Origin of the sequence: Gorillibacterium sp. CAU 1737 (genome assembly GCF_039888655.1) — a bacterium.
Taxonomy (GTDB): Bacteria; Bacillota; Bacilli; order Paenibacillales; family NBRC-103111; genus Gorillibacterium.
On sequence record NZ_JBDQQO010000015.1, the window covers coordinates 41,351 to 62,847 of the forward strand.

General features: G+C 57.4%; 26 protein-coding genes and 1 riboswitch. Of the genes, 4 read left to right on the forward strand and 22 right to left on the reverse strand.

What is annotated here, in order from left to right:
- Nucleotides 1–86 precede the first annotated feature (86 nt).
- The 10 genes from spoVG to AAFN83_RS21145 all read right to left on the reverse strand — a co-directional run bounded on the left by spoVG (nucleotide 87) and on the right by AAFN83_RS21145 (nucleotide 7,436).
- The gene (gene spoVG / locus AAFN83_RS21100; protein ID WP_058300453.1) at nucleotides 87–371 is read right to left on the reverse strand and encodes a septation regulator SpoVG; all 285 of its coding nucleotides are present in this window, start codon (nucleotides 369–371) and stop codon (nucleotides 87–89) included.
- A gap of 145 nt (nucleotides 372–516) precedes the next feature.
- On the reverse strand, nucleotides 517–900 hold the full coding sequence (locus AAFN83_RS21105; protein ID WP_347773080.1) for a RidA family protein: 384 nt from the start codon (nucleotides 898–900) through the stop codon (nucleotides 517–519).
- A gap of 17 nt (nucleotides 901–917) precedes the next feature.
- Nucleotides 918–1,763, reverse strand: a complete 846-nt coding sequence (purR, locus tag AAFN83_RS21110; RefSeq protein ID WP_347773082.1) for a pur operon repressor — start codon at nucleotides 1,761–1,763, stop codon at nucleotides 918–920.
- 72 nt (nucleotides 1,764–1,835) lie between these two features.
- A complete protein-coding gene (gene ispE, locus AAFN83_RS21115; RefSeq protein WP_347773084.1) occupies nucleotides 1,836–2,690 on the reverse strand; it encodes a 4-(cytidine 5'-diphospho)-2-C-methyl-D-erythritol kinase in 855 nt (284 codons plus the stop codon).
- A 265-nt stretch (nucleotides 2,691–2,955) separates the two neighbouring features.
- Nucleotides 2,956–3,135: a small, acid-soluble spore protein, alpha/beta type gene (locus AAFN83_RS21120; protein ID WP_347773086.1), complete on the reverse strand. Its 180-nt coding sequence runs from the start codon at nucleotides 3,133–3,135 to the stop codon at nucleotides 2,956–2,958.
- A gap of 173 nt (nucleotides 3,136–3,308) precedes the next feature.
- Nucleotides 3,309–3,584, reverse strand: coding sequence for a biofilm formation stimulator Veg (gene veg / locus AAFN83_RS21125; protein WP_347773088.1), 276 nt, complete (start codon nucleotides 3,582–3,584; stop codon nucleotides 3,309–3,311).
- A gap of 155 nt (nucleotides 3,585–3,739) precedes the next feature.
- Complete coding sequence (yabG, locus tag AAFN83_RS21130) at nucleotides 3,740–4,651, reverse strand: sporulation peptidase YabG (RefSeq protein WP_347773090.1); 912 nt, start codon at nucleotides 4,649–4,651, stop codon at nucleotides 3,740–3,742.
- Between the two features lie 77 nt (nucleotides 4,652–4,728).
- Nucleotides 4,729–5,616: a 16S rRNA (adenine(1518)-N(6)/adenine(1519)-N(6))-dimethyltransferase RsmA gene (gene rsmA, locus AAFN83_RS21135; protein WP_347773092.1), complete on the reverse strand. Its 888-nt coding sequence runs from the start codon at nucleotides 5,614–5,616 to the stop codon at nucleotides 4,729–4,731.
- A complete protein-coding gene (gene rnmV / locus AAFN83_RS21140) occupies nucleotides 5,613–6,170 on the reverse strand; it encodes a ribonuclease M5 (RefSeq protein ID WP_347773094.1) in 558 nt (185 codons plus the stop codon). The genes rsmA and rnmV overlap by 4 nt, the downstream gene beginning before the upstream one ends.
- Before the next feature lie 102 nt (nucleotides 6,171–6,272).
- Nucleotides 6,273–7,436, reverse strand: a complete 1,164-nt coding sequence (locus AAFN83_RS21145; RefSeq protein WP_347773096.1) for a ubiquitin-like domain-containing protein — start codon at nucleotides 7,434–7,436, stop codon at nucleotides 6,273–6,275.
- Between the two features lie 250 nt (nucleotides 7,437–7,686).
- A riboswitch (cyclic di-AMP (ydaO/yuaA leader) is annotated at nucleotides 7,687–7,871 on the reverse strand.
- Nucleotides 7,872–8,205: 334 nt separating this feature from the next.
- On the opposite strand from AAFN83_RS21145, the gene AAFN83_RS21150 reads away from it, so the two are divergent.
- Together AAFN83_RS21150 and AAFN83_RS21155 are read left to right on the forward strand one after the other, a co-directional pair.
- Entirely contained in the window at nucleotides 8,206–8,961 is a 756-nt protein-coding gene (locus tag AAFN83_RS21150; protein WP_347773098.1) for an ABC transporter ATP-binding protein, read from the forward strand.
- Complete coding sequence (locus tag AAFN83_RS21155) at nucleotides 8,958–10,202, forward strand: ABC transporter permease (protein ID WP_347773100.1); 1,245 nt, start codon at nucleotides 8,958–8,960, stop codon at nucleotides 10,200–10,202. The genes AAFN83_RS21150 and AAFN83_RS21155 overlap by 4 nt, the downstream gene beginning before the upstream one ends.
- A 223-nt stretch (nucleotides 10,203–10,425) precedes the next feature.
- Here AAFN83_RS21155 and AAFN83_RS21160 read toward each other — a convergent pair whose 3' ends face one another.
- Both AAFN83_RS21160 and AAFN83_RS21165 read right to left on the reverse strand, forming a co-directional pair.
- The gene (locus AAFN83_RS21160; protein ID WP_347773102.1) at nucleotides 10,426–11,193 is read right to left on the reverse strand and encodes a TatD family hydrolase; all 768 of its coding nucleotides are present in this window, start codon (nucleotides 11,191–11,193) and stop codon (nucleotides 10,426–10,428) included.
- 32 nt (nucleotides 11,194–11,225) lie between these two features.
- Nucleotides 11,226–12,518 (reverse strand): HD domain-containing protein, encoded by a 1,293-nt coding sequence (locus AAFN83_RS21165; RefSeq protein ID WP_347773104.1) that lies wholly within the window; start codon nucleotides 12,516–12,518, stop codon nucleotides 11,226–11,228.
- A 297-nt stretch (nucleotides 12,519–12,815) separates the two neighbouring features.
- Here AAFN83_RS21165 and AAFN83_RS21170 point away from each other — a divergent pair, with 297 nt between their 5' ends.
- The gene (locus AAFN83_RS21170) at nucleotides 12,816–13,070 is read left to right on the forward strand and encodes an AbrB/MazE/SpoVT family DNA-binding domain-containing protein (protein WP_347773106.1); all 255 of its coding nucleotides are present in this window, start codon (nucleotides 12,816–12,818) and stop codon (nucleotides 13,068–13,070) included.
- Between the two features lie 135 nt (nucleotides 13,071–13,205).
- On the opposite strand, the gene rsmI is transcribed toward AAFN83_RS21170, so the two are convergent.
- From rsmI to AAFN83_RS21220, 10 genes are all read right to left on the reverse strand, one after another.
- Nucleotides 13,206–14,075, reverse strand: a complete 870-nt coding sequence (rsmI, locus tag AAFN83_RS21175; protein ID WP_347773108.1) for a 16S rRNA (cytidine(1402)-2'-O)-methyltransferase — start codon at nucleotides 14,073–14,075, stop codon at nucleotides 13,206–13,208.
- Nucleotides 14,076–14,119: 44 nt separating this feature from the next.
- A complete protein-coding gene (locus tag AAFN83_RS21180) occupies nucleotides 14,120–14,890 on the reverse strand; it encodes a tRNA1(Val) (adenine(37)-N6)-methyltransferase (protein ID WP_347773110.1) in 771 nt (256 codons plus the stop codon).
- Between the two features lie 162 nt (nucleotides 14,891–15,052).
- Nucleotides 15,053–15,379: an initiation-control protein YabA gene (locus AAFN83_RS21185; protein ID WP_347773112.1), complete on the reverse strand. Its 327-nt coding sequence runs from the start codon at nucleotides 15,377–15,379 to the stop codon at nucleotides 15,053–15,055.
- A 71-nt stretch (nucleotides 15,380–15,450) separates the two neighbouring features.
- The gene (locus AAFN83_RS21190; RefSeq protein ID WP_347773114.1) at nucleotides 15,451–16,257 is read right to left on the reverse strand and encodes a PSP1 domain-containing protein; all 807 of its coding nucleotides are present in this window, start codon (nucleotides 16,255–16,257) and stop codon (nucleotides 15,451–15,453) included.
- 3 nt (nucleotides 16,258–16,260) lie between these two features.
- A complete protein-coding gene (gene holB / locus AAFN83_RS21195) occupies nucleotides 16,261–17,238 on the reverse strand; it encodes a DNA polymerase III subunit delta' (RefSeq protein ID WP_347773116.1) in 978 nt (325 codons plus the stop codon).
- 76 nt (nucleotides 17,239–17,314) lie between these two features.
- A complete protein-coding gene (locus AAFN83_RS21200; RefSeq protein WP_347773118.1) occupies nucleotides 17,315–17,761 on the reverse strand; it encodes a YaaR family protein in 447 nt (148 codons plus the stop codon).
- Nucleotides 17,762–17,764: 3 nt separating this feature from the next.
- Nucleotides 17,765–18,094: a cyclic-di-AMP receptor gene (locus tag AAFN83_RS21205; RefSeq protein ID WP_347773120.1), complete on the reverse strand. Its 330-nt coding sequence runs from the start codon at nucleotides 18,092–18,094 to the stop codon at nucleotides 17,765–17,767.
- A gap of 26 nt (nucleotides 18,095–18,120) precedes the next feature.
- Complete coding sequence (gene tmk / locus AAFN83_RS21210) at nucleotides 18,121–18,819, reverse strand: dTMP kinase (protein ID WP_347773122.1); 699 nt, start codon at nucleotides 18,817–18,819, stop codon at nucleotides 18,121–18,123.
- Complete coding sequence (locus AAFN83_RS21215) at nucleotides 18,816–20,345, reverse strand: aminotransferase class I/II-fold pyridoxal phosphate-dependent enzyme (protein WP_347773124.1); 1,530 nt, start codon at nucleotides 20,343–20,345, stop codon at nucleotides 18,816–18,818. The genes tmk and AAFN83_RS21215 overlap by 4 nt, the downstream gene beginning before the upstream one ends.
- A gap of 137 nt (nucleotides 20,346–20,482) precedes the next feature.
- The gene (locus tag AAFN83_RS21220; protein ID WP_347773126.1) at nucleotides 20,483–20,665 is read right to left on the reverse strand and encodes a sigma factor G inhibitor Gin; all 183 of its coding nucleotides are present in this window, start codon (nucleotides 20,663–20,665) and stop codon (nucleotides 20,483–20,485) included.
- Nucleotides 20,666–20,853: 188 nt separating this feature from the next.
- Between AAFN83_RS21220 and AAFN83_RS21225 the strand changes: the two genes are divergently transcribed.
- Nucleotides 20,854–21,378, forward strand: a complete 525-nt coding sequence (locus tag AAFN83_RS21225; RefSeq protein ID WP_347773128.1) for a hypothetical protein — start codon at nucleotides 20,854–20,856, stop codon at nucleotides 21,376–21,378.
- Nucleotides 21,379–21,497: the final 119 nt, after the last annotated feature.

Here is a 21,497-nt window from a genome sequence, read left to right on the forward strand (position 1 = left end):
AAGCAAACGGGGAAGAAAAGAGAACCGCCGGCTCGCGCCTGCGGTTCTCCAGTGGATAGAAAAAGAAAACAAACTGCCGCCTGAGATCAGGCACCTTCTTCGATGACTTCTTCTTCGACAGCGGCGTTCTCATACTCGGTCAGCACCGCAGCTTGGATCTTCTCGCGGGTTGCAGACGAAATGGGGTGCGCGATGTCGCGGAATTCTCCGTCCGGTGTGCGCTTGCTGGGCATTGCCACGAACATGCCGTTGTTGCCGTCGATGACGCGAATGTCATGCACGACAAACTCGTTGTCGATGGTAATGGAAGCGATCGCTTTCATTCTCCCCTCGGAGTTGACTCGGCGGAGTCGTACGTCAGTGATTTGCATCTTGGGTTCACCACCTTCTGCTCGAAAAGGACTTGGTATATAATTCCACGCGGAATTCCGAAATCCTTCTCGATTTGGTGAGAAAGTCCCAATTTTTTTTACTTATTTGCGCGAATTATTCTAAATAATTCGCATATTCCCATTATTAGGCAATGATAGCGACGATCAACTCGATTTCCACCTGCGCTCCGCGCGGCAATGCGGCTACTTGCACCGTCGAACGGGCGGGCTTATGATCTCCGAAATAGTCTGCATAGATCTCATTCACAATGGAAAACTGTGCCATGTCCTGCAGGAAGACCGTCGCCTTGATGGCCTGCTCCCGAGTCGTTCCCGCTTCTTTCAGAATGGCTTCCAAGTTGGCAAAGACCTGACGGGTCTCGGCCTCAATGCCTTCCGAGACGAACTCTCCAGCCGGAGTCAAAGCAATCTGCCCGGAGGTAAACAGAAGATTCCCGAACCGAACCGCCTGTGAATACGGTCCAATGGCTGCGGGAGCTTGAGAGGTTGCGACGAGTTCAGGTTTCATGGGGTAGATCCTCCTTTTTATTGAGCAGCGGAATGCGCTTCGTCCATTGGAAAATAATTGCCCAGCGTCACACTGGCGAGCTTGCTCTTCGTGTCGATGTCCTGAATGCGGGCAAGCGATACGTAATCCGTTACCAAGTGCTCTTCTACATCTCCCGACTCTACAAAAACGCCAACTCCGGCCACTTGAGCACGGAATTCGGCGAGAAGGTCCTTCATCCCTTGAATCGTTCCTCCGGCGCGCATAAAGTCATCGACGATGAGGACGCGGGAGCCTTCCTTAAGCGCCCGACGGCCGAGGGACATCGTATGCATCCGTTTGTTCGACCCGGATACGTAATTGATGCTGACAGCGGAGCCTTCCACTGCACTATGATCGCGGCGGACGATGATCACGGGAAGGTTGAGGTAGGAGGCCGTAGCATACGCAAGCGGAATCCCCTTCGTTTCGACCGTCATCACGGCATCGGCCTCTACATCCGCGAACAAGGTCGCGAACGTACGTCCGATTTCACTTACCGTCTGCGGTTCGCCCAGGATGTCCGACATGTACATGTACCCGCCGGGCAAAATCCGATCCGCCTGCTCCAACTGACGGCAAACCCCTTCAATGAATGCCCGGGAACGCGCTTCATGCGCCTTCGGCAAATATTTAACCCCGCCGGCTGCCCCCGCCATCGTCTGCAGTTCCCCGATGCCTTCCTCCTGAAACACTTCCTTGATGATCGCCAGATCCTCGCTAATGGAGGATTTGGCGGATTGGTAGCGTTCAGCGAACGTCGTCAGTGGAATGAGGGTATGGGGGCGGGAAAGCAAATACTGGGTCAATTCCACCAGCCGCTCGCTGCGCTTCAACTTCTTCATCTTGCACCCCCGAAAATCCGAATAATTTGTACTCACTATACCATTTATGTCCGTGTTTATTCAATAGAAGGTTCACGTCAGCAGTCGGACGGCAAAGACGTCCTTGCAGAACCCTCTCAATCCATTGTAAATCCGTTCCGCCTTCGATTCCTTCTCGACCAGGCCGAACACCGTCGGACCGCTGCCGGACATGAGCACGCCGTCCGCCCCGAGCCGTTCCATGCAGTCCCGAAGCCGCTTAACCTCCGGGTACAGGGAGAGCGTGACCTCCTCCAGCACATTGCCCAGCGAGCTGCAGATGCCGCCAAAGTCCTGTGCCTCGATCGCGCTGAGCAGCCCCGCTGTATCGGGATGCCGCTTGATTTCAGCCGCGCGCAGCTTGCCGTATACATCCGCGGTCGACACGTTAAGCGGCAGCTTCGCGAGCACGACCCAGCAAGCGGGAGGGGAGGCAATCGGTGTCAGCTGCTCCCCGCGCCCGCGGGCAATGGCCGTCCCTCCCGTAACACAAAAGGGCACGTCCGATCCAAGCTCGCTACCAAGCGCCTTCATCTCCTCCACCGACATTCCGAGTCCCCACAGCCGGTTCAAGCCTCTCAGCGTGGCCGCTGCATCGCTGCTGCCTCCCGCCAGACCGGCGGCGACGGGGATCTTCTTGTCCAAATGAATGTAGACCCCTTTTTGCACCCCATACCGGTCCTTGACGAGCCGGGCCGCCTGGAAGGCCAGGTTCTTCTCATCCAGAGGGATGTACCCGGCCTGGCTGGAGATCATAATGGTGTCCCGGGGAAGCTCCTTCATTTCAAGGCGGTCGGCCAGATCGACCATGGTCATGACCATCTCCACCTCGTGAAAGCCATCCGGTCGTTTATGTAAAACATCCAAGGATAAATTGATTTTGGCCGGAGCCTTTTCCAGCACCCTCACGAATGCGCACCCACTTCCCTACCGAGGCGATGAAACGCTCGCCCCGTATGCATAACCTTGAATACAGGTCTATCTATTATAGCAAAGGCACTTGTAAAAAGACATCCATGCCAAGGCTGTCGAGGAGCCGAAAACCACCTTCCCCTAAGAACCAAAACCCCTGCCCGAGGGCAGGGGTTTTGATTGCCGGACAGCCGCCGGCTTCGCTTAGGACAGGGTAGCAAGAACGGCATCGCATTCACCGAGCGTCCTTCCGGAAACGAAGTCAGTCTCCCTTGCGGGAAGCCCGCTCCGCTATCTGCAGCGCCCGCTTCACCATGTTGCCGGCTTCCTTGGTGGTGATAGCGCCCCAGCCCTCCCGGTCGACCTTCTCGGCAAAGCCCAGTTCGCGGGCCAGCTCGTACTTGAACGACTCGGACATGGTACCGCCTCGTCTTCGGCTCAACCGAACCGCCTCCTTCAGCGAAAAAAAGTTGGGAACCGGCCATCATCCGTTCGGAGCTGCCGGTTCCCAACTAGTATGCGGCGCCCACGCCGAATTCATTCGGGTGAGCGCCCTGTCAAATCGAAACAGCAGCCCAGTAGGCCGCTGCCTGTTTATCCGTAATGCTCTTTAAGTTAATGCTGGAAATAAACAATCCGAAGCTCTTCCTCGTCCTGGCACACGGTAACCTCCACGGACTCGGTCAAGATATCGGCGTAGCTGTAGGACACTCGTTTAAACGAATGCTGCTCCTCGTCGAGTTTGACGATAAATACAGAAGGGTAGGTCTCTTCCAACACTCCGGAACGTTCGATGGTCTTGCGGCGACCACCGTTCGCCCGCAACATGATCTTTTGTCCCACATGGGGTTCAAGACTGCGTTTGATTTCCAATAGCGCGTTTTTAGCCATTGTCTCCAAACCACCTCTTTCCTTCTTTCCATTATATCGGAAAAAGGGCGTCTTGTCAAATTAACAAATTATTATATCAGCAGGACAATTTCGTTGTCAACAAGTGAATCGGATAGAATCCAAAAAAAAGAGCCGAATATCGGCCCTATTGCAATTCATTTTCTCTTATCGGCTGTTTTACTCACTCGTTCGCCCGCAGTCTCCGTCGTTTCGCTTAATTCCTTCCACTCCACCACAGGCATCCCTACCCGATAGCAGCCCCGCGTTTCGATTCCACCCATCCCTTCCAGCCCGCTGAGCGTCCCGGATAGAACATCCGTGATCTTGACCTGGCTGCGGGACGGCGTATACGCCACCTTCGCGGCGATCACAAGCGGATCCAGAGCATGAATCAAAACGCGTCCCGGTGAGCTGGCAAAGTTCGCTCCCGAAGACAGAATCGCTTCAAAGTGGGACTGACAGGCCCCCGCGACGATGACCAGACTGTCTTTGTTTCGGTCAAATCCACGGGCAACGCGTACAGCATCCATGAAGTGGCGGGAATTTTTGTAGCTCGCCAGGTTTTGCATATCCCGCCCTTTGCTGTTCTTGAGAATGCTGTCGTGTCCGGTCAGAACCACGATATCCGGTGTCGTTCGGGGCAGAAGGGTCGCGAGTGCTGTCGCCATCGAGGATTCCGTGACGAAATATCCCTCTGCCGGTACGCGCAGTTCTTTGTACAACGCCATACTCTTGCGCAAGTAGCCGGGATCTCCATCCAGATGAAGCACCTTGCCCGGCACTTCGAAATAGCCGGTCTCTCCGCCCGTTCGCCGCATCCCCTGCTCTCCGTTCTCGCGGCGAAACCGGTCCAGCTGCCGGATGGAGCGGCGCGCACGCCGATTCTCGTCGGCCAAAGCCGCCTGCAGCGCTTCGGGGTCTGCCAGACGCAGGTCGTGAAGCGGAGCGTCTGCGAGGAGTCGCAGCTCAAGCCCCTTCAAGAGCGCCTGCCCCTGAACGACCGGTCCGAGCGTGAACATCACGTCCCCGCCGTAAGAATTGCGCACTACCAAATCGCCCTGCCGCATTCCATCGCCTCCCCCCACATCCTATGGAGGTGTTGGGCGATTGGTGTATAGCGGCAGCGCGCTTTCGTTGCAGTCTCTTATCCGTTTCGGCGCTCGACGAGCGCGTTCGCCAGCTTGGCGAACTCCTCCAGGCTGAGCGTCTCTCCCCGACGGCCGGGATCGATGTCCAGCTTCGCAAGAAGCTGGGTCATCTCCTCTCGGCCTTCCTTGCCGAAGAAGCGGGCGAGCAGGTTGTTGCCGAGCGTCTTGCGCCGCTGGGCAAAGGCGGCCTGCACCACTTCGAAGTAGAAGCGCTCGTCCGTTACGGTTACGGGCGGCTCCTTGCGCAGCGCCAGCCGGATCACCGCGGAGTCCACCTGCGGCTGGGGAATGAAGACGGTATGCGGCACGATCGTGACGAGCTCGGGCTCGCAGTAGTATTGCACGGCCACGCTCAAGCTGCCGTAGTCCTTCGTGCCAGGGGAAGCCGCCATGCGTTCGGCCACTTCCTTCTGGATCATGACCACGATGTTCGCAAGCGGCAGCTTCTCTTCCAGCAGCTTCATGATGATCGGCGTCGTGACGTAATACGGCAGGTTGGCGACGACGCTCACTTCCTCGCAGCCGCCGAACTCCTCTTCCATGAGCCGGGCGAGGTCGAGCTTCAGCACATCCCCGTGAACGACCTTCACGTTTGGATAGTCCTCCAGCGTCTCCTCCAGCACAGGCAGAAGCCGCTGGTCGATCTCGATGGCGGTTACCTTCTTCGCGGTCCGGGCGAGCTGCTCCGTAAGCGCCCCGATGCCGGGACCGATCTCAAGCGCTCCACGCTCCGTGTTAAGCTTGGCGGCTCCGACAATCTTCGCCAGCACGTTGCGGTCGATGAGGAAGTTTTGGCCCAAGCTCTTCTTCATGGTGATGCCGTGGCGGCGGACGATCTCCTGCGTTCGCTTGGGCGTTGCAATATCCGGTCTTTGCTCGTTCATGCGTCTTCTCCTCCCAGCGCCGCTTCCATGGCCGCGACCGCCTGGCTAAATTCTTCTCGGTTGATCTGAAACATCCGGCAGCGGTTGTAGAACTGCTTGCCATTGGCATAGCCGATGCCCAGCGCGTTGCCGACAAGCAAGCGCCGCTCTGCGGCTCTAGGATGCACCAGAAGGCCGGCCTCCATGAGGTCCCCCTTGGTGATCTCGCCCGGGGCCTCCCGGTATTCGGTCTTCACGCGTTCAAGCGCCAGTCGAATCGTCTCGGGGGAGGCGTTCTCGACCCCGATGTCCTCTTTCTTCCGGCCTTCCTCCTGGGTGATGAAGGCATGCTTGCAGCCCGGCACCCGGGCGGAGATCAGCTTGCGCAGCCGTTCGCCCGCATGATCGGGGTCGGTAAAGATGATGACCCCGCGCGTAGCACTCGCCCGCTCAATGCGCCGGTAGATGGTCTCATTGATCGCAGACCCGCCGGTTTCGATGGTGTCCGCTTCAACCGCTCGGCGGATGGCCGTCGTGTCGTCTTTCCCTTCCACGACGATGATTTCCTTAATCACGGCTTTGCCCCTCATTTCATCAAGAAAAGGAGAGGCAGCAGCCTCTCCCTTGGTTATATCTTCAGTATAGCGAATGATAAGCACTTGTGCAATCGCGCGTCCTTACGGTTTCTTCGGTCCGATGACGTACACGGTGTACCCGCGTTTCAGACCGAATTGTTGGGCATAGGACTCACTGTCGTAATAAACGTCGATCTTGTTCCCTTTGACGGCGCCACCGGTGTCTTCGGCACGGCGGTAGCCGATGCCTTCGATGTACACCCACCATCCGAGCGGAATGATGTTCGGGTCAACCGAAATCGTCCGTCCTTCCGTCACCTTCGTGCCGGTTCGGGTGATGCCGTAGCCGGAATCGCCGGGGTTTTTGCCGGTGGATTCAACGCCTGCGGAGTATGCAGTCAAGGTTACGTTGTTCAGAAGCTTCTTATACGTGATGGGCGTGCCGCTCTTGACGACGGTAAGCGCCTTTGCTTTCTCTGTCTTGGTGGTTGCAGTTGCCGTGCTTGGCTTCGCAGACATGGCGACGACCGGATTCTTGGTTCCGACTGCAACAATCTTGTTCACACTCTTGGCGGCGACGGTCTCTGTGAGGACATTCTCCTTCACCTTGACGCCGTCCTCATACACGAGTTCCTTCGTAACGATCTTCTTGCCTTCTTTGCCCTCCTGGAGGGTCTGCTGCTTGCCCTTGAGCAGCGTTGCGTCTTGCTTCTTGGTGGTGGTAAATGCAATCGACACTTCGGTGTCTTGCTTGGTCTTCGTTACGCGGACAATCTCGACCCGGTTGGTCTCCGACAGAGAGGATCCAATGGCCGGGGTAATGCGGTCATCTTGATCGACGGTGATGTGGAATTGCTTCAGCGCGGCATCCAGCGTTTTCTCCACGGTGTGAAGAGTCTGGACCTTGCCGTCCGCCTTCAGCTCGATGGTGCGGGCCCGCTCGATCTCCACTCGGTCTCCATGCTTCAGTTTCGCATCGAGAGCCAGAGAGATGCGGTCGTAATCGCCTACCGCCACCTGCTGTTCACTCAAAAACTTCTCAACGGTGGTCTGCTTGGTTTTAAAAACCTGCTCTTCCCCACCTACGGCCAGAGCAATGCTCTTGGTCCGGGTACCGCTCAGCAACATGAAAAACATAGTGGTCACCACAAGGGTGAACAATGCGAGATACGTCACTCTGCGCACGTTTTCATGCTTCCAACGCAATGCGAAGGACATGCTGGATGATCGTTGCTCATGGGGGTTCTGGTTCTTCGGTTCTCCCACTTGTTTCGGTCCTCCTTGAAAGCCTCGCCATCGACTGTTATGCATGATTTCATCTGACGTGACTATGGATTTTGGTGAAGCATCCGCCAATTTCCGTTTACAATTTGCCAGATCAAAACGGCACTCTCGTTTCCCCACCTCCGCTCTTTTTCTTCTCCATTTGGCCCTTATGGTATTTTTTGGTCACGTATGGACGCAAAAAAGCCATAAGAAGAGGGCTTCTCGTGGCTACATAGACCCGCCCGATCGATACCTCTCTCTTCAACGCTTACGAGGTTAGCTGACGGATTCGGACGCGAGAGTCGCCCTACGCAAAGAAGAACAGCTTGCTTCCCCTTCGCGATTCACCCCTAAAACCTGCGAATGATCCGGAACCACCCGGCACTCGCATTACGGTTCCCCCGTTTCCCAAATGGAACTCAGCGAACTTGTTTGGAAAATTGGCATGGTTTATTAAGTTATCCTGAATGTATGATACGCCTTCCCGGTAAGACATGTAAAGAGACAGCAGCCTCCCGTAGACAGCAAAAAAGGGCCATCTCCGCCTCTATAGCGGAAATCGCCTAATCAAAAAGGTTAAATGCTCCCTAAATCGCCCATTTTCACAGGGACGCTCACTATTTCATAGTTTTCTTGCTTCCGGACACCCTCCGTTTATAATAAAAGGGAAGATTTGCTCTATTCTTTTAACGCCGGAATGCTCCAAAAAGTTGCGCTGGTCTGAAAATTTGGAAGCGGTTTTTTTACGCCAAAAAGGAGCTTGGATCTCATGCAGTCGATTTTATCCGTGGATGGATTGTTCGGAGGGTATTTGTACCGCAAGCCCGTGATTCGAAATCTTTCTTTTACCGTTGAAAAAGGAGAGATGGTCGGCCTCGTCGGCCTGAATGGAGCCGGCAAAAGCACCACCATCAAGCACATTCTCGGGCTCATGGTCCCGGAGCAGGGAGAAATTCGCGTGAACGGGGTTACGCTCAGCGAAGATGCCGGGCTGTATCGTTCCTCCCTCGCCTTCGTGCCCGAGAGCCCGGAGCTCTACGAAGAGCTTACCATCCGGGAGCACCTGGATCTCACCGCTCGGGTATACGGCATCGATCGACAAGCCTTCGAGGAGCGGGCGGAGCGGCTCATGGCCCTGTTTCGCATGAAGGAAAAGGCGGGAAGCTTCTCGCGGCATTTGTCGAAGGGAATGCGGCAGAAGGTGATGCTGATGAATGCCTTCTTAATAGAAGCGCCGCTCTATGTCATCGACGAGCCGTTCCTCGGCCTCGATCCGCTCGGTATCCGTTCCCTTCTCGAGCTGATGGCTTCTTTTAAAGAGAAGGGCTGCAGCTTCCTGATCAGCTCTCACATCCTCGCCACCATCGAAAAGTATTGCGACCGCTACGTCGTGCTGGAACGGGGAGAAATGGCGGCCGGCGGCACGCTGGACGACATCTGCCGACAAGCCGGCCTGCCGACAGGAGCATCGCTGGACGACGCGTTCTTCCGCCTTGTCGGTGGCGGGGAAGGCGGCGGCCTATGAACGCGCCGGTGAAACCAGGCGGCTGGACAACCGCTGCCCTGTACCGGGAGCGGACGGCCCGTTGGCGCCGGCGCGTCTTCCCGTACTGGCGCGACGTGCTGCGCAGCGGGGCGGGCATGCTCGTGCTGCTGCTTCTGCTCAGCGCCGGCCCCGCCTACACGTGGGCGCTGGAGCAGATGCCGCCCGACTTCCCCTACCTCTGGATCGCGGTCCCGGTGCTCGCGGCAGCGGTGTACCGAAGCCCGATCCGCACGCACCTGGAGGCGGCCGATCGCGTGTTCCTGCTCCCCGCGGAGCCGCGCATGGCGGGCTACCTGTGGAGCGCCCGCCGCTCCGCCGCGATCCGGCAGGCGATTCTCCTGCTGATCGCGCTCGGGGCGCTGTGGCCGCTGTACCTGCGCGCGGAAGGCACAGCGGCCATGCCGTTCGCCGGAGCACTCGTCGCCGCACTCGCCGCCAAAGCCGCCGCCTTCGGCGCGGCCGCGGCAGAGCCCAGGCTCACGCGCCCATCGCTGCGCGGGGCAGCCGCTTTGCTGCGTGCCGTGCTGGCGCTGCACACCGCGTACGCATTGTGGCGCTTTGGCCCACTCGCGGGGGTGACCGCTGCCGCTGGCGATGGAGCCGCGCTCATGGCGCTGCTTGCCGCCTGGCGACGCCAGCCGCTGCCGTGGGAGCGGCTCATCGCCCTGGAGGAGCGGCAGGCCGCCCGCTACTATCACTTCCTGAGCTGGTTCACCGACGTACCGGAGCTGACCGGCACGGTCCGCAAGCGCCGCCTGCTCGGCGCGCTGACCTCACGGCTCTCCTTCCGGCCGGAGTCGGCGCCGCTCTACCTCTACGCGCTCACGTACATGCGCCGCGAGCCGTTCGGACTCGCCCTGCGGTCGACGGCCGCAGCCGGGCTCTTCATCCTGTTCTTCCGCTACCCGTACGCCCAGGTGATTGCCGCGGCGCTCGCGCTCATCATGGCCGGGCTGCAGGCATCGGCGCTCTCGCAGTACCATCGGTACAGCTCGTGGCTGTACCTGTACCCGCTCGCGCCGAACGCCCCGCGCCAGGCCGCTGCCCGCATCGCCGCCGTGTCCCTGACCGGCCAGGGACTGCTCCTGGCTATCCTGCTCGGGCTGGGCGGCCTGCCCTGGCCGCTCGCGGGCGCCTGCTTCTGCGGCGCGGCCGCCTACGCCGCGGCGCTGGGCCTCGCACAAGCTCGGAGGCGCACACGCGAGGAGCGCCTCGGCTGAGCCGTTCCTCGCCAACCTCGCGACATCCGCGGGATATCGCCGATTGCCCCGGCAAAAGGGGACATCTCGTTAAGCCCCTACCCAATTGACGTTGCGCTATACACGAACCCTGCGCTTCCTCACGCTCTTGCGGATGATCACGAAGAAAAGGACCTCGACTCCCGACAAAAGCGGGAATTCGAGGTCCTTTTGTTATCTCTGCCTTGCCGCAAGGGCTAGTCCGCTACTTTAGGCCGAGTACGCGGATGGCGTTCGCCGTCGTGATCTCGGCGATTTCCTCCACGGTCATCCCTTTCAGCTCGGCCGCCGCCTCGGCAACCAGCCGGACGTGAGCCGACTCGTTGCGTTTGCCGCGGAACGGATGCGGCGTCAGGTACGGCGAATCCGTCTCGATGAGCAGACGATCGAGCGGCACCTTGGCCAGCACCTCCTTTGGCTGCTTGGCATTCTTGAAGGTGACCGGCCCGCCGAAGGAGATCATGAAGTTCATGTCCATGCACAGCTTTGCCGTCTCCCAACTGCCCGTAAAGCAGTGCATGATCCCGCCGACTTCGGCAGCCTTCTCCTGCTTGAGCGTCTCCACCACATCGTGGTGAGCATCCCGATTATGGATGATGATCGGCTTGCCCACTTTGCGCGCGAGCCGGATTTGGTCCCGGAAGACTCGGTCCTGCACATCCTTGGGAGACGTGTCCCAATAGTAATCAAGCCCGATCTCTCCGATCGCCACCACTTTCTCGTGGACGCACAGGTCTTCGATCCAGGCTAGATCTTCCGGCTTCATATCGATGGCATCCTGCGGGTGCCAGCCGACGGCTGTCCAGATGAAATCGTAAGCCTCTGCAAGCTGAAGCGAGGTCGGAATCGTCTCCCGGTTAAAGCCGATATTGACGATGCGCGTCACCCCCGCTTCCCTCGCGCGGGCGATTGTCTCTGCGCGGTCTTCGTCAAATTCCGGTGCATTGAGGTGCGCGTGCGTATCGGTAAGCATGTCGTAAGTTCGTCTCCTTCATTCTAAGCTGATTACCCTTTGCGGGAAGTGCCGCGGGAAAGCAGGCGGCGAGCCGACTCCGGCAGCCGCTCGTCCTCCAGCAGCTCCGCGGGGTAATAGATTTGGTTTTTCCCGGAGTGAATGCCGCTGATCGAGCGAACGATCTCCGAACGCCGGGAGATCTCCTCCAGCTCCCCGTCCGGTCCGAGCAGGAGGATCGGCCGCTTCTCGTCTTCCTCGCCCGGGCGGTACACATCGTACGGCAGATCGGACGGAAAGTCGATCTCCAGGTATGAGTCCGGGTCCCAGCCGGCCGCAACAAGATCATCCCGCAGCTGCTCGAACTGCGCACCGGATACATCCTCGGCCGGTACATAGCGGAACAGGCGGCGGTTTAAGAAGCGTTCGCACAGGTCGGACAGGATCGGGTCCTTCTCCTCCAACCATTGCGAGAATGCGGCCTGCATCAAAGCTTCATCCAGCTTTAGATAATCCGGCACCTTCAAATTCCCTTCGAGCAGCCGTTCGATCGCCGGCACCATAAAACCGAACGCATAGCCGTCTTCATATAAGCTTTTGGCCCGGTTCAAAATCTTGGTCAGCACGATCTCCGCGCTGCGAGTGACGGGGTGGAAATAGATCTGCCAGTACATCTGATAACGCGACATCAGGTAATCCTCCACCGCATGCATCCCGCTTTCTTTGACGACCACACCCGTCTTTAAGGGTCGCAAAACCCGAAGGATCCGATCCAGATCAAAGGTTCCGTAGTTCACGCCTGTGCAATAAGCATCCCTCAGCAAATAATCCATCCGGTCAGCATCAAGCTGACTGGCGATCAAGCTGACGGCTACCGGATTGGGATGGGTTTTGCAAATGACCCCGGCCACCTGCTCGGGGAACCCCTCCGACACCCCGCTGAGGATGCGATGGATCTCCGTATCCCCCAGGATGATGCGGCAGGACCAGGCTTCATGCCGTTCCCCAAATATTCTCTCCATCGAATGGGAAAAGGGAGCATGCCCCACATCGTGGAGCAGGGCAGCTGCCAGGCAAAGAAGCCGCTCCTCCTCGCTGTAACCGCCGTACCCGCTCCGCTCAAACTGAGAGAGAATGCGACGAACGATCTCATAGACGCCGAGCGAGTGCGAGAACCGACTGTGTTCCGCTCCGTGGAAGGTCAGGTAGGAAGTCCCGAGCTGGCGGATCCGCCGCAGCCTTTGAAATTCTGAGCTGTTGATGAGATCCCAGATAACCGGATCTTGCACATAAATGTAGCGGTGGACCGGATCTTTAAACACTTTCTCTTCCTGAAGTCGGGCCATTCGCCTCGCTCCTCTCATTTTCGACAATTTCAAAGGTTTGTTAGGTAGTTATGTCGAATGGTGTCATAATGCGCTTACCAATTTTCATTGGATGAATTTCTAAATGATGGATGAATACGGAAGCGTTTTTGATAATTTTCATGCTTCTTCTACAAAAAAATAAACTTTTTTCTTGAAAAATGTCCACAAACCCATTTTTCTCTATTGACTATTATGGGAATGGTTGGTATCATATTGAGAGTTTCCTGTCGAATTATGGCGATTAGACGAGATACATATACATGGAGGGATAAGAAGATGATGAAATCTACGGGTATTGTAAGAAAAGTTGACGAACTGGGCCGTGTCGTAATTCCGATCGAACTTCGTCGGACGCTTGGAATCGGCGAGAAAGACGCTCTTGAAATTTACGTGGACGGCGAGCGCATCATGCTGAAGAAGTACGAACCTGCTTGTATTTTCTGCGGAAACGCCGAAAACGTCACCTACTTCAAAGGAAAAATTGTTTGCCATAACTGCATTCAAGATATGCCGGAACCGGTGACAAAATAATCAAGCTATAGTATAATGGAAGAAATCCCATTGTTATTTATAACCTTTTTCATACTCCTTGTCCCCGAAACATGCGGAACGGCAGCCGCGTGGATCGGGGACCTTTTTTTGTGCAGCCATTCCGACGCCTCACCCTCAAAGCAGCTCTTGATAGATGTCCCGCTTGGAGACGCCGCGGTCTACCGCTGCCCTCTTCATCGCGGCCTTGCGCTCCTCGCCTGCCTCTTCGTAATGCTGGACGTGCTCAGCTACCGTGAGCCCGCCCCACCAGAGGTCCTCCGTATTTGCCGCCTCTGCCTGATCGGCTCCTGCTACGGCAAGCACGTATTCCCCAAGCGGCGGATGCTCCTCCAAATGCTGCGCCAGCTCCTGCAGCGAGCCGCGGACCGCCTCCTCATGCCTTTTAGTCAGCTCCCGCACGAGTGCGGCCTGCCTGTCACCGAAGACTTCACACAGCGCTTCCACCGTCTTCGCCACCCGATGCGGGGATTCATAGAAGAGCAGCGTGGCCGTGAGCCCCTTCAATGCGCCTAGTTCCTCCGCTCGCTTCTTCTTCTCTCGCGGCAGGAAGCCGCAGAAGAGAAAGCGCTCCGTGGAGAGACCCGACATGACGAGTGCCGACAGCGCGGCGTTGGCGCCGGGGACCGGCACCACGGGGATTCCGCGCTCAATCGCGCCGCGGGCCAGATCAGCACCCGGATCAGAGATCGCCGGCATCCCGGCATCGGAGACAAGGGCGACGGTCTGCCCTTCCTCCATGAGCCGAAGAAGCTCTCGACCGCTCGCCTCTTTGTTGTGCTCATGATAGCTGACGAGGCGGCCTCCAATCTCGTAATGCGTAAGCAGCTTGCGCGTTTGACGCGTGTCCTCCGCCGCGATCAAGTCTGCCTCTTTCAAGAGCCGGATGGCGCGGAAGGTCATGTCCTCGAGATTGCCGATGGGCGTGGCGATCAAGTACAGCTTCCCGGTTCCACTTTCTTCGTGAAAGCTCTTTTGCACGTTCATGTCACAGGTTCTTCCTTTCTTCTATAGAACGATACCGCCTTTGGTCAGCGTCCTGACTCCATCGCCTGGATCGGCTCATAGTAAATGCTCATCAGCTCGGGGCAATAGCTTCCATCCTCCTGATAAACCACCAACGGAGGGAGCAAGCGAATATCCGGCCGACCGTCCTTGGCCGCCTCGATGAGCACCATGTTGGCCTCTTCTCCTGCGCGAGGATGAACGAACCGAACCCGCTTCGGCTCCAGCTTGTATTGCCGGAATACGCTGAGCAGGTCGACCAGCCGGGAGGGCCGATGAACCATCGCCACCTTGCCTCCCGCCTTGACCAGCTTGGCGCAAGCGGCCACTACATCCTCCAGCGTACAGTGGATTTCGTGACGCGCGGCTGCAAAATGTGGATTCCCGTTGCGTTCCCCGGTGTGAGCCGGAAGATACGGCGGGTTCACGGTTACCAGATCGAAGCCCCCGTAGCCCAGGGTCTGATGCGCGTCCTTCAAGTCCATGTTCAGCACCTGAACCCGATCCTCCAGCTCATTCAGGCGTACACTCCGCGCGGCCATTCCTGCGAGCCGCTCCTGGATCTCCACCCCCCATACCGAAGCGTTCGTCCTTGCCGTGAGCAGGATCGGAATGACTCCATTGCCCGTGCAGAGATCGACGATTCGCCCCTTGGCCGGCACCGAGCAAAAATGAGCCAAGAGAACGGCATCCATGGAAAAGGAAAACACCTCTGCACTCTGAATGATCCTCAGGTTGTTCCGAAGCAGATCGTCAATCCGTTCCCCTGGCTGCAATCCTTCATTTCCGTCTTTCATTCTCTTCCTCCATCAAACCGTCCTGTCCAAAAAAGCCGCAGGGACACGAGGTCCCTGCGGCCGTGAGCGCTCCCCCTGGGTAAGGGGCGCCTCCGTTTCTTCTTCCTTCCGCCTTCCTCAAAGGCAAGGCTTGGCCGCCGCTTGTTCCGTGGGTGGGCTTCCTTATTTTTTGAGGAACGAGAGGCAGAACAGGCAATCACCCTCCGTGCGGAGATGCCCGTAATACACATTGCAAATATGAAATCCTTCATTATATAAGCGCAGCAAGTTGTCCAGGCCTTCCCCCGTTCCCGGTGACTCCGGGTCCTCCATATGGGAAGGAACCAGCTCTCCGTTCTTGAGCAGGTCCCGCAGCTGCTGATTCTCCTGCTGCAGCCGCTGATTCTCCTCCAGAAGCGTGACGATCTTCTGCTTTAATACGCCAAGATCGGCGTAGGTTAACCCCATCTTGTCCTCGATCTGTTCCAGCTGAAGAAAAATATCCTTCATGAATCCCTTCACCTCAAGGTTCACAGGTAGCAAACGGCGAATCCGGCCAATCCTCCGAGCGGAGCAGCCGTTTACTCTTGCTCGGCTACGTCGTCCGCAGGCAGCTCCATCACCTTGTTGTTCAGGTCGAAGATCTGAACCTTGACGGACCGCTCCGCTACATTGAGGCTTAGCACCTTGCCGGTTCCGTACGAGGTGAGGACGATTTTGCCCGGCTTCGGCAGCTCGGTTTTGACGCTCTCGTAGTTATCATGCTCATATTTGAGGCAGCACATCAGCCGACCGCAAAGCCCGGATATCTTGGTCGGGTTGAGAGACAGGTTCTGGTCTTTGGCCATCTTGATCGAGACCGGCTCAAAATCCCCAAGGAATGAGGAGCAGCACAGAATCCGCCCGCATGGCCCAATGCCTCCAAGCAGCTTCGCTTCGTCACGCACCCCGATCTGCCTAAGCTCGATCCGAGTTCGGAAGACGCTCGCCAGGTCCTTCACCAGCTCTCGAAAGTCGACACGACCATCGGCCGTGAAGTAAAAAATGATCTTGTTGCGGTCAAACGTATATTCGACGTCGATCAGCTTCATCTTGAGGTTGTGGTCCTTGATCTTCGTCTGGCATGTATGAAACGCATCCCCCGCTGCCTTCCGGTTGCCTTCCACCAGAACCGCATCGTTTCCGTCTGCGATACGAATGACTTTCTTGAGCGGCAAGACAACATCGTCTTCGGGGACGTCGCGCTTGCCGATCACCACTTTGCCGTATTCCAAGCCTCTCGCCGTATCGACGATGACGCTCTGGTCTTTTTCCACCGGCAGCTCATGGGGGTCGAAATAAAAGATCTTGCCCGCCCGCTTAAAGCGCACCCCTACTACAGAATACAAAGTCTAGCCTCCTTGCATATCCATGATCAGCTTCTCAAGAGCAAGCTGGGAATTCGCATTGCTGCGCAGTCGCTTCTGGACATCCGTTACCTGTTCCATCGAGAGCACCCATTCATGCGCGCTCCGGGAATAGGCTTTGTCCGTCATCCAATCGACTTGATCGGCAAAAACCAACTGTTCTCGGCGGCCGCATTGAAGCTGCACCATATCCCGCAAAAGGAGAAGCCACAGGTCCAGGATGATATCCAGTCTCTCCGCCAACTCCCCGCGCACAAGCTTCTGCTGCACGGTCAGCATTGCCGCCGGGAAACGCGTCAGCGTCTCCTTCGCTAATTGTACCATCGTGCTTCTCGCTTCGGCAAACCATTCTGCTTGCGCCAACTCCCGGGCAGCGGGCAATCCGGCAGCCAACCGAACCACGGTACGGGCAATGGCAGCAGGAATCCCCTCCTGGAGAAGAGCCTGCTCCATCGCCTCGGGGTTCTCCGGAACGAAGGAAAGCCATTGCGACCTCGAACGGATCGTTGGCAGAAGCGCCTGTCCATTTTCGGTGAGCAGAAGAGCCAGTACGTCCGCTACCGGCTCTTCCAGAAATTTCAGCAGGCTGTTGGCCGCCTGAACCGTCATGCGGTCTGCCTGCTGAATGACATAGATTTTTTTGCGGGCCCCTGTGGAGCGATAGGCAAAATCCTTTTGCAGCTCACGGATCTGGTCAATCTTCACCGACGCTCCATCCGGTGTGAGCAGATGGAAATCGGGATGGTTGCCATGCGCCACCTTGCGGCATTCGGCGCACTCCCCGCAGGGCTCCCCTGTTCCTTGCATGCAATAGATCGCTTGAGCGAGCCAAACGGCGGTTTCCCGCTTGCCGGATCCTCGCGGCCCGTTGAAGATATAGGCATGAGACAGGCTATGATGAAGCACTCCCGTCCGGAGAAGCTGTCGAATCCGCTCCTGTCCGGATAATGGCAGAACCGACATGATTCCTCCTTTCCGAAACCCATCTACCCTCATCTCAATCATCTGAATTCATAAATGAGAATGGAATTGTTCACACTCAATAAAAGTCTTGAAACAGCAAGCCTCTGATTTCGCCGATTGAGGTTAAGAGCGCCAAGCGGCCCTGCTCGGAATCGAGCAGCTCGTCCGCAAGCAAGACCAGCTCCCGGTCGATTTCGTCCAGGAGCAGGTAAGCGCGATCTTTGCCGCTGCGATCTCGTCCTTTGGTTCCTTTCAGTCCGATGCCCCGCCGGGCAGTCCGCTCCAAGTAACGCTTCACCATGCGCTTGTATTCATGGAGCTCGCGCACATTCATGGAGCGAGCCAGCCGGTCCGCCTGCTGCTGAATTTGATCGAGCGTGCGGGCGAGGTCTGGGTCGCGCGGGTTACCGCCTTGCTGCTGCATGATATCGGCAAATGATTTGCCTCCCACCGCCTGCTCTCCGCCGGGCGAAGCCGAGCTTGCCGGGCGGATGAGGGGGGAACGAATGCGATCGATTCGCATAAATCAAAAATGCTCGAAGCGTTCAACCGGAAGAACGAAGACGGTTGCGCCGCCTACTTGGACTTCTACCGGGAAAGGAACATAGGAATCCGTGGTGCCGCCCATCGGCGATACGGGGGTCACGAGCTGGTCGCGTACCTTGCAGTTGCTGCGAATCACCTGCAGCACCTCACTCACCCGATCGTCCTCGATCCCGATCAGGAACGTCGAGTTCCCGGACTTCAGGAAGCCGCCGGTCGTAGCCAGCTTCGTCGAACGGAAGCCTGCGGTAATGAGAGCATTGGACAACCGGTTGCTGTCCTTGTCTTGCACAACGGCAATCACCATTTTCATAGGACATCCTCCTCCTTCAATCTATCTTATCGCTTAATGCGCTCCGCAAGCAAGCTCCGGCAGTCCGCTAGAATGGCCGAGAAGACTTCGTCCGGCGAATGGTTCCCGTCTATCGGGACAATTCGCAACGGATTCTTCTCCGTGATCGCCCGGAAGCTGCTGCGTACGCGCTCATGATACTCGGTGTTCTTGCTTTCGATCCGGTCGAGCCCCACAGCCGGATCGGCAGCGGCTCGGCCGCGAAGCCGCGCCTCGGTGACGGAGACCGGAACATCGATCAAGTACGTCCGGTCGGGAACAAGCCCTCCCGTAGCGAAACGGTTGATCTCCTCCACCGCCTCCAGGGAGAGACCCAGCCCATGCCCCTGATAAGCGATGCTCGCGTCGACAAACCGGTCGCAGAGGACGATATTTCCTTCGGCAAGGGAAGGAATGATCTTCTCTGCTACATGCTGTGCACGCGAGGCGGCGTATAGCAGCACTTCGGCCCGATCCGCCATCTCCACATTCTCTGGATCGAGAATGATCGTGCGGATTTTATCGCTGATCCTCGTGCCTCCCGGTTCGCGGGTCGCCACAATCGGCAAGCCCCACTTGCGAAGCTCTTCGGCTACACGAGCAATCTGCGTAGTTTTACCGGATCCATCCGGCCCTTCAAAGGTGATGAACAGACCGGGAAACCGGCCTGCTTCTGGAATAAGGGATGCTGTTTCCTTGCGGTTCATGATGTTCCTCCATATGCCGGCTCTCGGGTAATGGCAAGTCCCGTGAGCCCTTCTTCTTCGCTGCCCTGAAACCGGGCGCCCGAGCGGGACAGAAGCAGGAGAGCCTCTTTCATCGCTTCGGTGATTCTTTCTCCCGGGTAAAGCAGAGGGATTCCCGGCGGGTACGGGATCACCATTTCCGCCGCATAACAGCCAACTGCCTCGGCGAGAGGGACCCGTTCGATCGTCCGTCCTGCTTTGGAATAAACCTCTTCCGCATCCCAAGGGATGGTAATGGGGTCGGAAAGCTCGAAAACCGGAGGAATCTCCAATAGATTCGGCAAAAACGTCCGTTTTTCCTGCATTCCCCCCGCAATTTCCGCATCAAGAGACGTAAGCGCGTCTATCAGCCGCTCGACGTCGTTCTCCGTGGATGCCAAGCTGAACAGACAGAGAACATAGGTAGGGTCTGCGAGCTCCGTCATACAACCGTGTGCCTCCAGCTTTTCCTGCAGCTGGTAGCCGCCGAGCGAACCGGAAGTATCATATATTCCCCTCTTAAACGGATCGAGAAACCCGTAAACGGCACCCGCTTCTCGTGAAAGCAGAGCGAGCGCCTTCCAGCCCTCAGCCGCTTGCTCCAGCCTATTCAAGAAAGCGATTCCTCGTTCAAGAAGGAAACGGCCCTCCGTTTCCAATTGGAGGCGGCTCAAATCAAGGGACGCCATAATCGGATAAGAGGGACTCGAGCTCTGGACCGTTGACAGCACACGGCGGATTCTCGGGCGATTCAGCCGATCGCCTTGAAGATGAAGCATTGCTCCCATCGTCATGGCGGTTAGCAGCTTATGCGTAGACTGCACAACCCCGTCCGCCCCGCAGGCGATGGCAGAGGGCGGCAGCGCCGGATGAAATCCGAAGTGGGCGCCGTGGGCTTCATCGACGACGATCGGCTTGCCGTAGTCGTGCACGAGACGGACCGCCTCGGATAGATCATCGGCCATTCCATAGTAATTCGGATTGGTGAGGAGTACGCCTTTTGCTTCTGGGTAACGCTCCAGCGCCTTCTGCAGATCCTCCGGCCGCACCCCGGCGGTGAGACCGGAAGCCGGGTCTACCCGGCCCGGCAGGAAGACGCAGCGCGCTCCCGCCAGGGCGATCCCGTTCAGCACCGATTTGTGAACATTGCGCGGAAGGATCAGCAGCTCCCCCGGCCCGCACAAGCCCATGACGAGCGCCAGGTTGCCTGCCGTACTACCCCCGACTAGAAAGTGCGTCTCTTCGGCGCCGAAGCAGGCAGCGGCGCGCTCTTCCGCCTGCCGAATGACGCCTGTTGCGTGATGAAGGTCATCCAGCCCCGTGATCTCTGTATAATCGAGCTCCATGATGGAGCGAAACCATTCCGCTCCCAAGGCGTGTACACCTTGTCCACCTTTATGCCCGGGGACATGGTAACTGCCGAGCTTCCGATCCCGGTAATCGAGCAGCGCCTCCAGCAAGGGGGCGTCAGAAGCTCCTCGGGCCGCGCTTTTATTCGAATGCGTCAAAACCGCTCAACCTCCATGAATCTCCAACCCTAATAAAGAAAGGAGAAGCCTCTTTCGTTGGTTTCGCCGAGAAATCACTCGACAAAAAGCAACGTGGCCCTCCTTCACTATACCAAAGAATAGCCCGCTTCGGGCCTCTATGCATTCTTTTTGTACCAGATTCCCTTCAGTCGGTGAATGAAAAACGGATACTTTTCGTCCAGCACATCCGTGCGCACCAGTTCCGCCTCGCAGGCCTCGCAGATGAAACCGGAGATGATGGTAATCCCGGTCTTTCCGGTCTCGCCGCAGATCAGACATTCGCTGTTCGTTTCTTCCATTCTCGTTCACCCCTTCCTTGTTTTCTATTAGGATAACCCATTCTCTCGCCTTTCAAACCTGATTCGGTTGCTTTATCCCTATGCGAAAAGGCCTCTCCCGGTGTCTGTACGCCTTTTTTTCGTCAAACGGCTGTTAGCAAAGACTCTTTCAACCGATATTTCAGGTAGAGACCGTCAGGAGGTTGCTCATGCCCGAACTTACTTTATCCAAGGAATCCACTTACTATCAATATACACTCCTTCGGAAGCTCCATGTCCCGCGTTTTTTCGGCCCCCTCTACGGGATGGTTCTCACGGGATTGTGCGCACTCGTCGTAGCCCGTTTCGAGCGGGAAGGACTCTACGCAGCAGGAGGGGCACTCCTGGGCGTCCCGCTCTTGCACGTCCTCATTGCCAGGCTTTATCGGCGGCTGTCCAAGCGCACCCCGGACGTGTGGGGCTTTCGCTTCCGGTTCCTGTGGGGCGGCTATCTCCCCGTCTCCTATTGCCCCTATCGCCGTTGCCTGCGCGTGCTGAATCAGCTGTCTTTTCTCGGGGGAGCGCTCCTCGCGCTGCTTTACGTCTGGGCCCCGCCGGTCTACGCTGCTAGCGGGCTGCTGGTTCACCTCTGGATCATCCTTCCCCACTATGCGCTTGCGCCGATCTTCCTGCGCCTAAAGCCAGGAGGACTCATCCGTTACGGTTCCCATGAGGTCTCCTATTACATGCCGTGATGACCGCTCATTGGGGGCATCACAAAAAAGAAGGGGCTGTCCTTCGAGAAGGCAAATGCCTTTCTCTTGGGACAGCCCCTTTCTTTTGAAATGCATTCATTTCAGCTTGGTTTCTGCCG